Genomic DNA, 14,563 nt, shown 5'->3' with positions numbered 1-14,563 from the left:
GGCGCATCGTCATCGACGACCTCGAACGCGCCTACCAAGCAGCAACAGCGGGCCACGCCGTCGTTATAGAGCCTGAACCCACTTCGTTCGCTCGATGGGCCCGCTCGCTGCACGAGAGCGTCGACAGCGCACAACAGCACGCCGAACGGGCACACTGGGACACCGTCACCCAGCACGCACCATTCGTCATCAGCGCGGGCTCGGGCACCGCTCGCGTCGACGACGCTGCGGAAGTCGTCGTTGCGGTTGAGATCGACCGGATCGCCAACCTCGTTCGGACTCGTTCGATCGAACCCGCTCTTGCCGCCGCACTGGCTTTGGCGCTTCAGCGATGGCGTCCCCAACCCGCCAGCGGTACACCGCATCTCAACTCAGTTCTGGTGGATGTGGAGGGTCATGGGCGTGACGTTTCGGCGGGGATGGATTTGTCCCGGTCGGTGGGGTGGTTCACCGCGATCTATCCCGTTCGGCTGGATCTGACTGCTGATACGACTCCCGTCGAGGCGTTGGCGATCGCGCGCGAGGCGATCGCGTCGACCCCGCGCGGTGGTGTCGGATTCGGTGTCGGCGCCTACCTGGCCGGGTGGCGGCTGCCGACTAAGACCTCCGATGTCTGCCTCAACTACCTCGGACACTTCGCCACCGGGCAACAGAACACGGTCTTCACCTACGCTACCGAACAGCTCGCCGCACAAAGCGCCGACGGTGCCCGACCGTACTCGCTGGAAGTCAACGCCGCGATCGAGAACGGACGGCTCACCGTCTACCTGCGCTACGACACCACAACCCACAACGAATCCGACATAACCGCCGTCGCCGAGGCCACATTGACCACCCTGATCGCCCTCGCGAGGCAGCAATGAGTTCTACACCTCCCTGGATGGCGCAGCTCGCACAGATGATGGCGTCCTCCTCGGCGCCGCTGATTCAGGCATTCATGATGGATGACACCGACTGCTTGACAGTCGAATTCAGCGGCGATAGACCGGCCGCAGCCGCGGTGCCGCGTCCGCTGCTGCTGCAGGCGGCGTCCATCAGCAAGGTCGTCACGTCAGTGCTTTGCCACCAGCTTCACCACAACGGCACGATCGACGTGCACCAGCCGCTCCTATTCGACCAACTGGGCCCCGTGATGATCGACCGCCGCCGCGGGGTGGGGCTACCGAGCGTGCTCGATCTGCTCGAACATCGCGGCGGTGCAACCGTAAAGGGCTTCGACGGCTACGACCGCGGAGCGGTCCTACCCACCTTGAACGAGGTCATCGCGGGCACCGGCGCGGCCCGCAACGATCCCATCCAGCTCGCCGACCCTTCAGGTTCCGGCAGCTACTCCGGCGGCGGATACTGCCTACTCCAGCGAGTATTGGAGCGCTCGTCCGGCACCGGCTTCACTGACCTCACCGCCGAGATGTTCACAGGACTAGGCATCACCGGGGCCGTGATGGGTGTGCTGCCCCCAGACCAGCACCACCGCGTCGCATCCGGCCATGACGCCGACGATCGACCCATCCCCGGCCGGTGGCGCGACTACCCGGAATCGGCGGCCGCCGGATTGTGGTGTGGCATTCAGGATCTGGGCGTCCTGGCAGCCGCGCTGCTGAGCCCGGACTCAGTCGAGATGCGACTGATCCGTGCTCGCGCGGCCACAGCGTCGACACGATGGGCGGGCGGGTTCACGCTGCTGCGCGACGCCGAGCGTGAGTTGTATTTTCACACTGGAGAAAGCATCGGGTACCGCTCCCTGTTGGCGCTGGACATGACGGCGCGTCGGGCGGTCGCGTTGCTATGCAACAGCGAAAGCGCCGACGGCCTGCTCAAGGCGTGCCTGGAGCGACTCTTGACATCCACCCCGGCAACGGTACCCAGCGCCCTCAGAGTTGGTGGCTCAGCATGAGAGGTGACTTCAAAGGCATGGAGGGAGCCTACGTCGCCTACAGGCGCGGATATCCCGCCGCCGTCTTCGAATACGCGACCCGCGGCCTCGACGCCCCCATTGCTGTCGACGTGGGGGCCGGGTCCGGGCTCGCCTCCGCCGCATTGCTACCACACTGTCGACGCGTGATCTGCGTCGAACCCTTACGTGAACTGCGCGAACGGATTCCCCACCATCCGGGACTCGAGGTCGTCGACGGCCATGCGGAAGCGATTCCACTCCCGGACTCGACCGCCGATCTCGTGGTCGCGGCCCAAGCAGCTCACTGGTTCGAGGAACCCGCCGCAGGCACCGAGATCCGCCGTGTGCTCCGCCCTGGAGGACGAGTCTGCTACCTGTGGAAACATCCGGACCCCGCTGAACCCTACGAGGCACTCGCCGACGAGGTGCTGTACACGATCACCGGGAACGCGTTCGACGAGATCGCCAACATCGGCATCTGGCGCGAACTGCTTGCCCCGGGCTGGACCCACTACCAGCGACGGGTGTTCACGACCACCGTCGACTACTCGATCGACGACTACATCGGCTACCAGACCTCGCGGCTGACCTTCGTCGAGAAAGCCGGACCACACCTGGACGAGGTCACTCAAGTGCTCGCCCAGCGGCTGCACCACCTCGCGCCGATCCGGGAGCGCAACAACGTCTACGTCGTCGAAGCACAGCGAGAGGATACGACCTGATATGGACACCTACACGCGATTCAGCGTCGTCCTGAACGACCACAACCAGTACTCCCTCTGGCCAGTGGACAAAGACATGCCACTCGGCTGGCACCGCGAAGGATTCGACGGCGGCCGCGAGGATTGCCTCGACTACATCGGCGCCGTGTGGACCGACATGACACCCACCATCACCCCAACCCACTGATGCGTGTCCTGTTGATCGGGGGCACCGGCTTCATCGGCCGCCACCTCATCGCCGAATGCTTCCACAGCGGCTACGAGGTGACCGTCGTCAGCCGAGGTATCACTGGCGTCGAGTTGCTTCACGATTCCCGAGTCACCCACGTCCGCGCCGACCGAAACAACCTGACACTGCCCGCCGGGCCCGGCTGGGACATCGCCGTCGACGTGAACTGCTTCGACCCGCTCACCGCCGACCTGACCGCCCACCAGTTGGTCGGTCGAGCCCACCGGGCGATCCTCATCTCTACTGTGTCGGTGTACACCCCGATGCGCACACCTGGCATCGTCGAAACCTCCGCCCTGCCGACCACGCCGCCCCGCACCGCGCACGAGCGCTACGGTCGGCTCAAAGCGGCCGCCGAGAACGCCTACCTTGCGGTGTTCGGTGACCGGCTCACTGTGCTTCGCGCTGGCCCACTCATCGGACCCTATGACAACCTCGGACGCCTACCATTCTGGATCGACGCGCTGCTGCATGAACCCACCGTCGTCGTGCCCGCCGCACCGACCGCATTGCAATTGCTCGACGTCCGAGACCTTGCCGCCTTCGCTCTGCTGACCGGTGCGATCGGCGCATCGGGAACCTTCAACGTCGTCGGCGCCACACACGAGTTGCAGCGGCTTCTCCGCGATCTCGCAGACGCCTGGAGTTCGACAACTCATTTGATCGATATTCCCGACAGGCAACTTATGGCCGCGGGCGTCACGCCGTGGGAAGAACTGCCCTACTGGCTACCCAGCGACGACCCCGACCATCCGGGCATGAACCGAATCGGCGAAGCTGTCGCAAACGATCTGGGTCTGCAGCGGCGCCCCGTGCTGGACACCGCCACCGCCACCCGTGACTGGATGTGCGTCCCGGACCAGACGGCCCCGCGCCGCATCCACGGTCGAGCGTCGCATCTCCGGTCAATGCGACAGCTCGTCAGCGACATCACTACGCCCACGCTCGACCCACGACGAGAGTAGGAAGAGTAGGCCACACATATGGACATCCAGGAATACAGCGTCGACACCGGTGCAATGAGCGCGGCCGAGTACGCGAGCACCCATCACGACGAGATCATCGGCCGCCTCAATCGGCACGGCCGCGTCCTGATTCGCGCCGCCGCACCTCGACACGACACAGCCACTGCCGAATTCGCCCGTGCCACTGAGACTCTCGGGTTCAACACGTTGGCCTATCGGGAACGCAGCACACCTCGCAGCGAAGTCTCCGCGGGGATTTTCACCTCGACCGAATATCCCCCGCGCGAGGCGATCCCACTGCACTGCGAGAGCTCGTACGCCAGCGTGTGGCCCGGGCGCATCGCCTTCTACTGCGTCAACGCACCCACCGAACTCGGCGCCACCCCGACAGCCGACATGGAGGCGGTGCTGGACGCGTTGTCGATGGACATCCGCGAGGAACTGGCTGTCCGCGGACTGGCTTATGTGCGGAACTTCTCCTCCGGTGTAGGCCTCACCTGGCAGGAAGCATTTCAGACAGCCGATCGCGGAACGGTCGAAGAGTTCCTCCGATCCTCGGGGTCGGACTGGAAATGGACTCGTGACGACAGTCTGAGAACCACCCGCCACGGCAACGCCGTCGTGACCCATCCCCGGATCGCGACACCGACCTGGTTCAACCACTTGAACCTCTTCCACCCTGCCACGCTCGCCCCCGGCATCCGCCACGCCCTGGTCTCGTGCCTCGGGCCGACCGGCCTGCCAAACCTCGTCACATTCGCAGACGGCTCGCTCATCCCCGACCACCTATTCCAGGAGGTCCGCAAGGTACACGAGCGCAACACCGACCGATTCGACTGGCACCCCGGGGACATGCTGCTACTCGACAACATGCGCTTCGCCCACGGCCGCGAACCGTACCGCGGAAACAGAAGGATCCTTGTCGCCATGTCCGACCCGATCACAGCCGCGAACGTCCAACCAGCGCTGTGAGCACACGACGACCGATCGGCCGCCCGACGGCGGCCTGGAACCGGCTAAAGAACCTCTCTGCCTCCGAGGTAGGGGCGCAGCACCTCGGGAACGCGCACCCGGTGGTCCTCCGTCTGGTGGTTCTCGATCAGCGCAGCTAACAACCGGGGGGTGGCCACCGCGGTGTTGTTCAGAGTGTGGGCGAACCGCGGCTTACCGTCGGCGTCCCGGTACCGGATATTCGCTCGCCGTGCCTGCCAATCGTGGAGGGTGGAACAACTATGAGTTTCCCGCATCATATTCAACGACGGAAACCATGTGTTGATATCGTTCATCCGGAATTTACCCAGGCCCATGTCACCCGTCGAACATTCCACGACTTCATAATGCAAGCCCAGATCCTGAAGGATGCGTTCGGCGGACGCCAGCAATTCCGCGTGCCAGCGAGCCGACTCGTTCACGTCGGCCTCACAAATGACGAACTGCTCCACTTTTTCGAATTGGTGAACGCGCAGTAGACCGCGAACGTCACGACTGGCGCTACCGATTTCACGCCGAAAACACGGCGAAATGCCCGCATAGAGAATGGGGAGGCGATTGCTGTCCAGGATTTCATCGGAATGTAAACCCACCAAACCTACTTCGGAGGTCCCGGCCAGAAACATGTTGTCGGCGGGAAGTTCGTAGGTCTCCTCCCGACCTTTCGGGAACATCCCCGTACCCACCAGGGCCGCTTCCTTGACCAGCGCGGGCACCGAGACCAGGCCGAACCCCTTGGACACCAGCAGGTCCAACGCATAGGACTGAACAGCCCGCTCCAGCAGAACAAGATCGCCGGTCAAGGCGTAGGCGCGCTCACCGGCCACCTTGCGCGCCCGCGCGAATTCGGCCCATCCACGCTTCTCTGCCAGATCCACATGGTCGAGCGGCTCGAAGTCGAATTCCGGCTTCCGACCCCACGTCTTGATTGTTATGTTGGCGCTCTCATCCGCGCCGACAGGGGCCTGGCCCCATGGGATGTTCGGGGTGAGCAACAGGAGGCTATTGAGCTTGGCGCCCGTGTCGTCGAGGGCATCGCGCAATTGCTTCAGTTGGGCATCGAGTTCTGTGCTCTCGGCCCGTAGTTCTGCACGGCGACCGGAGTCGGATTTCGCGAACTCCTTCGAAAGCGCACGCTTACGACCTTGTCCCTCGTCGAATTCACGCTGCAGTTTTCGATTGACCTCGTCGAGCGCAAGGAGCTTGTCCACGTCAAGATCGACACTTTTTACCCGGACAGCTTCCTTCACGGCATCTGGGTTTTCCCGAATGAACCGTTTATCCAGCATGGTAGGCGTTGTCCTCGATCGTTCGCGGTCAGGAGCGGGCCAGCAGGACGTTACCAGCCGGACGGGGCTTCACCCGAGCCGCACCGGAAATGATCTACTGTCCGCGAGTAAACCGAGGCATGCGACCAGCGTGCTGGTATGTCGTTGCCTTGCAACAAGTTGTTGGTGCGGTTGGACTGGGTGTCGGTGGCATCCGAGACGATCGGGCGAGGGGAGGAGCGTGCGTCGGTCGCCCCGCCGACGCCGAAGTTCACCGAGTCCACATCGACCCACGGGAATCGGGCTTGCAGCGCAATGGTCGCGCGTGGGCGAAGCCGCGGTGCCGCCACTGGGTGACCGCGACCAAGCTCCCGACCACCGGGAGATTCGTCTGATCGAGAGTGAAAATCGTTGAGGCTCAATCAGAACCGATGTCATAGTCGGTGGCTCGGCGCCGGGAATCCGTCGTGTCGTACTCTACTGGGGTGTCCCCGCGGGTCGGTGGCCACATCAAGCCCAGCCCCGACATCGAGCTACGGATGGATGATGCACCCCTACCGGTCCCATACATGTGGTGATCTGCGTGTCTCTGACGTCGACAGCGAAGTACGGCTGTCCGGATGGTTGCACAATCGCCGCGATCTCGGCGGCGTGTTGTTCATCGACCTGCGCGATAACCACGGGCTTGTTCAGCTGGTGGCACGACCAGGCTCGCCGGCGTTCGACGAACTGAGCCACCTCCCCAAGGAGACGGTTATCCGCGTCGACGGGCGTGTGCTCGCGCGTGACGAAGCCAACGTCAATCCTGAGATTGCATCCGGCGAGATCGAAGTCGAGGTCGCAACACTCGAGGTGCTCGGGCGGTGTGATCCCTTGCCGTTCAGCGTCTTCCCGGAAGAGAAGGTCAGCGAGGAAACCCGGCTGCGCTACCGATTCCTCGACCTGCGCCGCCAGCGCATGCACCGCAATATCCTGCTGCGCTCGGCGGTCATCGCCGCCATCCGGCAGAAGATGACCGCCCGCGGATTTTTCGACCTGCAAACTCCCATCCTCTCGGCCACCAGCCCCGAAGGCGCCCGCGACTTCCTCGTGCCATCGCGGCTGCACCCCGGCAAGTTCTACGCGCTGCCGCAGGCGCCCCAACAGTTCAAACAGCTGCTGATGATCTCCGGGTTCGACCGGTACTTCCAGATTGCGCCATGCTTCCGCGACGAGGACAGCCGCGCAGATCGTTCACCGGGCGAGTTCTACCAGCTCGACATCGAGATGAGCTTCGTCGAGCAGGAAGATGTCTTCGCAGTCATCGAGGACGTCATGACCGAGTTGTTCACAGAATTCGCGCCGGATCGCACCACCATCGCGCCCTTCCCGCGCATCGCGTACAGAGACGCCCTCGCCCGCTACGGAACGGATAAGCCGGACCTGCGTGCCAAGCTAGAGCTGGTCGAGGTCTCGCACCTCTTCGAAGGCAGTGACTTCCGCGCCTTCGCCAACAAGCATGTCCGCGCCATGCCGGTGCATGATTGCGCGGACAAGCCTCGCTCGTTCTATGACCAACTCGGGGCCTTCGCTATCGAGCACGGGGCGGCGGGCCTGGCCTGGATCAAGATCGGCGACAACGGTGAACTGACCGGGCCGATTGCCAAGTTCCTGACCCCGGACGTCGCCAAGGAGCTCATCGCCGCGGTGGATGGGAAGCCCGGTACCGCTGTCTTCTTCGGAGCCGGTGCTGAAGATGAAGTCGCGCGGATCATGAGCGAGGTCCGAGTGGAAGCCGCGAAGCGGGCTGGCCTGTTCGAGGAGAACGTCTTCCGTTTCGCCTGGATCGTGGACTTCCCGATGTACGAGAAGGCCGACGACGGCACCATCGAGTTCAGCCACAACCCGTTCTCTATGCCGCAAGGCGGGCTCGACGCGCTACGCACTCAGCAACCGCTCGAAATCCTGGCTTGGCAGTACGACATCGTCTGCAATGGAGTCGAGCTGTCCTCGGGCGCGGTACGAAACCACGATCCTGAGATAATGTACGAGGCATTCCGCATCGCTGGCTACAGCAAGGAGCACGTCGACGCCGAATTCGGCGGGATGGTGCGTGCCCTGCACTACGGTGCACCGCCCCACGCCGGCGTCGCACCGGGCGTCGACCGCATTGTCATGCTGTTGGCCGACGAACCGAACATCCGCGAGACAATCGCCTTCCCGCTCAACCAGAACGCGCAAGACCTGTTGATGGGCGCACCGAGCGAAGTCGAGCCACAACGCCTGCGCGAACTGCATCTGACCCCGCGACCATGCGCGGAGACAAATGGATAGCGACACCATCGAACAGTTCCAGATCCAGGTCACCGCACGCGCTCTGGTCACCAAGGGTGACGATCTACTGCTGGTGTCCAACGACGGACGGATTTGGTACACACCCGGTGGTCGCCTGCAACCCGGTGAGTCGTTGCACGACTGCATCCGTCGCGAGGTGTACGAGGAAACCGGACTCCACGTGACCGCTGGTGAGCTGGTGCATGTCTTCGAATACTGGGAAGAAGAGCGCCACCGCCACAAAGTCGAGTGCTACTTCCAAGCGCGCCTGGAATCCGGTGAACTCGACCAGGATTGGTCCGATCTCGACGGGCCGGTCGAGCACATGCGGTTCTTCACCCCGCAGCAGATGCAGGCCGAGGAACGCATCTATCCGCAGTTCCTGAAGAAGGGCCAGTGGCGCACCGGCAAGGACATCTACATGGGCTTCGAACGGTAAATGCCCCAGGCCCAAGACGTTCGTCGGCGCCGTGTCGCTGATGGCCGCCTCCGATGGGCCGCACAAGGGCATGACGCACAGCTCCATCGCCCTGACCTCGGCGACCGGGCTGGTCAGGCACGTGTTCGCCGCCAAGTCCAAAGACATCCACCTGCAGGGAAAGTCCTCGCCGAACTCGCCGACCAGGTGCTGCCGAGCCTGACCGCAGCCAATGAACCTGCTCGGCAAGCAATCGGGCGTGATCGCTGTATCGGTTGCGGTCGCAGCTCGATATTCGAACACAAGAACAGGCAGGTCGATAGGTCGGAGCAGCGGATCCGGACTCTTGTTGCGGAGATTGAAGATCTGATCGTTGAGGGTGTCAAGCTGGCGGTTGAACTCTCTGACAAGCTCAACGAACTCTTGTTGGCGGAGGCAGAGAAATGTGCTGCTGTGACGGGGGAACCGCAGTCACCGGCCCGAGCCAGGATTGCCGGAGCGTGGCACCGGTGCGCTGTGTGCAGCACCGGCGGGCGGGCCGAGACCGTAGTAAGTGCACCAGCAGCGGCTATGGCGCTTCCGCCTGGCACTGATAATACGTGGGCTTTTTGCTAGATCAACTGGTACCGAATGTTGATCTGACATCCAGCTTTGATCCCATATACGAGCGCCTCGAACTGCAGTCGAGTCTGTTCGGGATGTCGTGCGTCCCAGGCTGATCGGAGCGCCCCGGACCGATCTGCGTTCAGCGCCGGAAGGGGAAATCCGTATATCGCGGCAGCTCGTCGTGCGCTCGAAGCGGTGAAAAAAGTCGCGGGTATGAGGTGAATCCCCGCGTCGAGTTCGAACGCATCAAATTCCCGCCACGGAACTGATATAGGTTAGGTGCCGGTTGGCTGGGGGGGGTACGCAGCCTGCTCACTCTCATCGAGGGCTGGGTTGGGCTAGGCTGGGCAGCCATGTCCGTCTACCTCGTGACCGGCGCCGCGGGCTTCATCGGCGCGAACTATGTGCATCACCTGCTGGAGTGGGAGCCGGACGCCCAGGTGGTGGCGGTGGACTATATCGGCTTCGCCGGCAATCTGGCGAACCTGGACGCGGTGATCGACCGGATCGTGTTCGAGAAGGCCGATATCGCCGACCTCGAGGTGATGGAGGCCCTTTATCGTCGGCATGAGCCGGATTTCGTGGTGAATTTCGCGGCGGAGTCGCATAACGACCGAGCGATTCTGGGTCCGTCTTCGTTCATGCGCAGCAATGCCCTCGGCGCGCAGGTGATGGCGGAGTGCAGCCGTCTGGTGCCGGTCCGCTCGCATGTGCATGTGTCGACGATCGAGGTGTACGGGGAGCTGGGGGACGGGGACAAGTGGTTCACCGAGCGGTCGGCGTTGAAGGCGAAAACGCCGTACTCGGCGGCGAAGGCGGCCGGGGATCAGATGGTGCGCGCTTACATGCAGACTTATCCGGAGATGAAGATCCGGATGACGCACTGCGCCAACAACTATGGCCCGTTTCAGCTGCCGGAGAAGTTGATTCCCCTCGCGGTGACGAATGTGCTGCGCGGGAAGAAGGTGCCGGTCTACGGCGACGGGTTGCAGAGCCGGGATTGGTTGCATGTGGCCGACCATTGTGCCGCGGTGCACCGGGTGCTGCACGCCGAGCTCGACCCGATCCCGGCCGCGGCGGCGACCGACCCGGGGCTGCTGCCGATCTTCGACGTGTCCGCCCGGTTCGAGGTCACCAATATCGACATCGCCGCCATGGTGGTCACCGCGCTCGGCCTGAATCCGGACGAGTGGATCGAGCACATCCCGGATCGGCCGAACCACGATCGCCGGTATCTGATCAATCCGGACAAGATCGAATCGCAGCTGGGCTGGGCACCGACCCACGACTTCGCCAGCGGGATCGCCGAGACCGTCGCCTGGTATGTCGAGCACCGCGCCTGGTGGGAGCAGATCATCGCAGACAAGGGCGAGCTCGGCTTCGACTGGAGCCAGGTCGGTCCGGCGGCGACTCCGCGCTAGGTGTCGGCGGTCAACACGGTGTAGCCCTTCGGGTCGCGCCACGGTCGGCCGTGGCAGGCGAACCAGTCGCGTACTCGCCGCCGTTGCTGTGCGCGATCTGCTGACGGTGCGATGAGTCCTCGGGGACATCGCACGCGAATCGGGCGAGTATTTCCGTATACCGGAGCACGCTGTTGGGGATAGGGAAGACCAGGGCATTGTCGCGCCGCCACACGGTGGCATGCCCGAACTGGATGCGCATCAACTCGGCGGCGGCATCAACGTCAAATGGTGGAGCCGTGGTCGGTGCGCTGGCCCATATCTGCGTGGCCGAGCGCGTTCCGATCCCGTGGCGGGCGGCGTGTTCGGCGACGAGGGCCCGCAATCGGGGTGCGGTGGCGGTGTGGTTGAGGGTGACAGTGACCCGGCCTGCGGGCGGGTCACCCGATGCATTTCCGCCAGCGCCGCCGCCGGATCGGACAGGTGCAGCACGTGCATCGCGGTCGCGCGATCGAAATCGGCGTCGGGAAACGGCAGATGCAGGGCATCGGCGTGCACGGTGTCGAGCGCGGTGACCGCAGCGACGGCGTCGGGGCGGATATCGGTTCCGACGAGACAGCCGCGGTGCCCGCTGTCCCGGAGGGTGCGCAAGAATTGCCCTGTTCCGCAGCCAATGTCGACGATTCGTTCAGTGCCGGTGAGTGCCAAGCTGGTGCGGACGTCGGTGCTGAGATCGAATCGGTGCTCGGAGTACTGCGTGTGGGTGGCGATCTGTTCGGCGAGTAGCCCCAGCGGCTCGGACACGGGCGGTCACCGTCGGCTGTCGTGTTTGGTGACGCGGTGAGAACCGCTCACGAGGGCATCGGCTGGGCAGGAGTAGAAGAACGCCAGCGCCTGTGCCGGGTCGGCGATGATCGGTTCCCAATCCGGAGTTCAGGCTGGTGTTCAGCACCGCGGGAATCCCGGTGCGCGCATCCGGCGAAGGCGAAGCCATCACCAGGGTTTACGAACACCGCGACCTACAGAAACGCCTATACGCCGTCCGCGGCTGCCGACGTTCGGCAGATGGTCGTTGCCGAAACGACTGGTGCCGTGGCTGAGCGGGCCACCGATGTCATAGGGCGCCAGTATGGTTGGCCGCATGACCGACATCGCCCCGCTGGCCGCGTCAACGCGGGCGGCATTCGGCGACCCTGGCGTGCACGCCGTGGTCCGGGCCGGACGCACGGTCCATGCGGTCAGCCTCGGGCATTGGGTCGGTCACGAGGAAGTCCCGGAACTGTTGTGCCACAGCGGTGTGGCCGGGTGGTCACCCACAGCGTTGGAGCCGACACGGGCCGAGATCACCTGCGCGCGGTGCCTACGCAAGATCGGTATGCCCACCTCTACATCGCGACAGCTTCCGCTGTTCGACCAACCACCAGCCGGCGAATAACGCAGCAGATTCCCGCCACCTACCGGAAGAGTTCAGTGGCGTCATGCGCTGACGAGGGCACTGAGCTTTATTGCCGGGTAGAGGAACTCACTGTTCCTGTCACCGAACTGTTCTGCGTTCTGGAACTCTGTCGGCCGTACGGCTGGATACACCTCGGCCAGTGCTGGTGGCGCGACGGGCAGCGGCACTGACCCCGGTCACTGCTGGTGCCTGCGGGCGAGCAGCGCCAGCACCGACGACATTGTTATTCCGCCATCAGGGTGGCGTTCCAAGCCGCTGCCGTTCTTCCGCGCGATCATCGAGTCAACGGTGCCCTTGGTGACGCCGAGCATCGCCCCAGCGACCGACCGCGACACCGACAAGGCTGTGTCGGCTCCGACACTGCGACCGACCGCCAGCCCGAGTGGGGTCCGCCACCACCCGGGTTCGGGGTCCTCGGGCCAGGCAACACCGGCCAGGTCGATCACAGTCTGTGCGGCGATGCTGTCATCGTCGGAGCATAGGGCAGCGGCAAACCGACGGGCCGCTTGATCGATGCGGGCGCGGGCCATGTCGGCGAGATCGAGTGCACCGATCGCTTGCAGGTCCCCGACGATTCGGTTGTCGAGTGCTTCGCGAAGCTGTTCGGTCACATCCTCGAAGTGGGTCACTATCGTCTCCAAACCATCACTGTTTCGCTCCCGGGGTGAGAGATTCAAGATCCCGAGGCGATACCTCTCGCCTCGGCCTTGCTGTGTGCTCAGTCGATCCAGGTGATGTCGGTGTAGCCGGCGGCGGCGAGAGCATCGTCGTAGACCTTGGGGTCCTCGCTGGATTCGACAGCGATCGAGTCGATCACCTTGCCGTCAGCGTCGTACACGGTGACGGTGTCGAAGCTGCTCTCGCTTCCCCAGTCCTGCGGATCGGCGAGGCGAACATCGTTGATCGAAGTCAGCTTGGCGGTAACCGTCATCGGAGTTCGCTTTCGGGTTCGTGGCAAGGGGTCTTCCCTCATCGACCACCCAGCATATGTCATGCGCGAGCGCATGTCATCCATTAACGCATGACATGCGGGCTGCGGTGCCGCGGGCTGGCGAGTTCGCAGGTAGACGCACCGCCGCTGAACGATTCCTGGCAGGCCACTGAACTGTCCGAATGAGTGCCATATGTCATACTCGATCGGAATGGCGATGGGGGTTGCAGCCGCCTATTCAAGGCTATGGACCCGGAATATGTTGCGCCGCAGCGCATCACTCGTCGAGTGTCTACCAGTTCTCGGCAGAGTGTCCTCGCTCCGTCGGGTCGAGAGCGTCACGGATGGTCGGGATCGCCGCATCGAGAACGCATTCGACTTGGCAGTAGTCGGATCGGAGCGAGCCGAGCGCGTCGATCCAGTTGTCCATTCACTGCCCGACGAAGCTGTCGATCACCAGTGCAACAGATTAGATGATGTCGCGGTTGGGCACTGGCGTATCGCCCGGTGGACGGGTCGGCCGTTGTCCTGGGTATGGCGCTATTCCCTCATCGATCTGGTTCGGGTAAGACGTGGCCCCAACGGATGCCGGTGGGCAGGCTGGCGTAGCGGCGCGTGGTCTTGCTCCGGTCGTGTTGCGCCCGCAGGTGGAGCACGAACAGCGGAATGCCGGGCGGCCGTGGAAACCAACCAAGGGAGTGGCGGGCATCTGTTGTAATGACCAGCAGGCAATCCAATTGACCGGTGTCTGCATAGCGCAGCAATTGCCGCGCGACATCAACCTGTGGTCCGCCGACCTTGACTTCGATGCCGAGCCGATAGGCTCGGTAGCCGGTGTGATAGATCCCGAAATTGGCGAAGAAGTCGATCCGGTTCCCGGGAGCGAGGTCTACTTCCCTGCCCAACTGGTATCCGGCTTTCGCCCAGCACCAATTGATTTCAGCGCACAGCTCGTTCTCATCACGGTAGCGAAGGAGGTCTGCGGCAAGGATGGGACGCAACAGGGGATTGATGTAGCGGCGAGCTTCATCAACATCGGGTTCCGGGCATGGCCTGACGAGCCGGATCGAGGGGACGTCTGATCGGGGGATCGATCATGGGAACCAGCCTCGGACCGTTGCGCATGAAGTTCCAGACTAGGGTAGCCGACCGAAAACCGGCCATACTCCACAGCGCCCTCATCACGCACAGCCGGACATGAAAACACCAGCACCACAACACCGCTCGTCGTTCCACGGCATCCGCCGAACGATAACGATCGGTCCGCCCACCAGTGGCTAAGTGTGAATTACTCGCCACTGGCCCTCTTGGGCCTCTTCGTTCGACTCGCCTTCAAGCCAGCACCGCCTGGCTCGGGTTCCCGCCAGAACA

General features: G+C 63.6%; 16 protein-coding genes. 11 read left to right on the top strand and 5 right to left on the bottom strand.

Annotated elements, in window-relative coordinates; translation table 11 throughout:
* The 6 genes from NA4_RS16795 to NA4_RS16770 form a co-directional block, all read left to right on the top strand.
* A partial coding sequence (locus NA4_RS16795; RefSeq protein ID WP_157129073.1) for a condensation domain-containing protein occupies positions 1–863 on the top strand: 863 nt, incomplete at its 5' end.
* A 17-nt stretch (positions 864–880) separates the two neighbouring features.
* On the top strand, positions 881–1,894 hold the full coding sequence (locus NA4_RS16790; protein ID WP_067470574.1) for a serine hydrolase domain-containing protein: 1,014 nt from the start codon (positions 881–883) through the stop codon (positions 1,892–1,894).
* On the top strand, positions 1,891–2,616 hold the full coding sequence (locus tag NA4_RS16785) for a class I SAM-dependent methyltransferase (RefSeq protein WP_067470573.1): 726 nt from the start codon (positions 1,891–1,893) through the stop codon (positions 2,614–2,616). Before NA4_RS16790 ends, NA4_RS16785 begins: the two co-directional genes overlap by 4 nt.
* A gap of 1 nt (position 2,617) precedes the next feature.
* Positions 2,618–2,803: an MbtH family protein gene (locus tag NA4_RS16780; RefSeq protein WP_067470572.1), complete on the top strand. Its 186-nt coding sequence runs from the start codon at positions 2,618–2,620 to the stop codon at positions 2,801–2,803.
* Positions 2,803–3,810: an NAD-dependent epimerase/dehydratase family protein gene (locus NA4_RS16775; protein WP_067470571.1), complete on the top strand. Its 1,008-nt coding sequence runs from the start codon at positions 2,803–2,805 to the stop codon at positions 3,808–3,810. The genes NA4_RS16780 and NA4_RS16775 overlap by 1 nt, the downstream gene beginning before the upstream one ends.
* An 18-nt stretch (positions 3,811–3,828) precedes the next feature.
* Positions 3,829–4,782: a TauD/TfdA family dioxygenase gene (locus NA4_RS16770; RefSeq protein ID WP_067470570.1), complete on the top strand. Its 954-nt coding sequence runs from the start codon at positions 3,829–3,831 to the stop codon at positions 4,780–4,782.
* Between the two features lie 44 nt (positions 4,783–4,826).
* On the opposite strand, the gene serS is transcribed toward NA4_RS16770, so the two are convergent.
* Entirely contained in the window at positions 4,827–6,089 is a 1,263-nt protein-coding gene (serS, locus tag NA4_RS16765) for a serine--tRNA ligase (RefSeq protein ID WP_067470569.1), read from the bottom strand.
* A gap of 522 nt (positions 6,090–6,611) precedes the next feature.
* On the opposite strand from serS, the gene aspS reads away from it, so the two are divergent.
* The 4 genes from aspS to NA4_RS16745 all read left to right on the top strand — a co-directional run bounded on the left by aspS (position 6,612) and on the right by NA4_RS16745 (position 10,826).
* Entirely contained in the window at positions 6,612–8,381 is a 1,770-nt protein-coding gene (aspS, locus tag NA4_RS16755; protein ID WP_218022309.1) for an aspartate--tRNA ligase, read from the top strand.
* Positions 8,374–8,820: an NUDIX domain-containing protein gene (locus NA4_RS16750; RefSeq protein ID WP_067470567.1), complete on the top strand. Its 447-nt coding sequence runs from the start codon at positions 8,374–8,376 to the stop codon at positions 8,818–8,820. The genes aspS and NA4_RS16750 overlap by 8 nt, the downstream gene beginning before the upstream one ends.
* A gap of 40 nt (positions 8,821–8,860) precedes the next feature.
* Entirely contained in the window at positions 8,861–9,022 is a 162-nt protein-coding gene (locus NA4_RS39200) for a hypothetical protein (RefSeq protein ID WP_174552957.1), read from the top strand.
* Between the two features lie 736 nt (positions 9,023–9,758).
* Complete coding sequence (locus NA4_RS16745) at positions 9,759–10,826, top strand: dTDP-glucose 4,6-dehydratase (RefSeq protein ID WP_067470566.1); 1,068 nt, start codon at positions 9,759–9,761, stop codon at positions 10,824–10,826.
* A gap of 240 nt (positions 10,827–11,066) precedes the next feature.
* On the opposite strand, the gene NA4_RS39190 is transcribed toward NA4_RS16745, so the two are convergent.
* Positions 11,067–11,609: a class I SAM-dependent methyltransferase gene (locus NA4_RS39190; protein WP_084497162.1), complete on the bottom strand. Its 543-nt coding sequence runs from the start codon at positions 11,607–11,609 to the stop codon at positions 11,067–11,069.
* 337 nt (positions 11,610–11,946) lie between these two features.
* On the opposite strand from NA4_RS39190, the gene NA4_RS16735 reads away from it, so the two are divergent.
* Positions 11,947–12,240 carry a hypothetical protein gene (locus tag NA4_RS16735; protein WP_067470564.1) on the top strand — a complete coding sequence of 98 codons (294 nt, stop codon included), beginning with the start codon at positions 11,947–11,949 and terminating at the stop codon, positions 12,238–12,240.
* Positions 12,241–12,437: 197 nt separating this feature from the next.
* Here the strand turns inward: NA4_RS16735 and NA4_RS16730 are convergent, their stop codons facing one another.
* From NA4_RS16730 to NA4_RS16720, 3 genes are all read right to left on the bottom strand, one after another.
* Positions 12,438–12,890, bottom strand: coding sequence for a hypothetical protein (locus NA4_RS16730; RefSeq protein ID WP_067470563.1), 453 nt, complete (start codon positions 12,888–12,890; stop codon positions 12,438–12,440).
* 89 nt (positions 12,891–12,979) lie between these two features.
* Positions 12,980–13,192 carry a hypothetical protein gene (locus tag NA4_RS16725; RefSeq protein ID WP_067470562.1) on the bottom strand — a complete coding sequence of 71 codons (213 nt, stop codon included), beginning with the start codon at positions 13,190–13,192 and terminating at the stop codon, positions 12,980–12,982.
* Positions 13,193–13,740: 548 nt separating this feature from the next.
* A complete protein-coding gene (locus NA4_RS16720; RefSeq protein WP_067470561.1) occupies positions 13,741–14,193 on the bottom strand; it encodes a hypothetical protein in 453 nt (150 codons plus the stop codon).
* Positions 14,194–14,563 lie beyond the last annotated feature (370 nt).

This window comes from Nocardia amamiensis NBRC 102102, from assembly GCF_001612745.1.
Lineage (GTDB): Bacteria > Actinomycetota > Actinomycetes > Mycobacteriales > Mycobacteriaceae > Nocardia > Nocardia amamiensis.
Note: the sequence above shows the minus strand (reverse complement) of the source record. Positions and strands in the feature narration are given on the sequence as shown.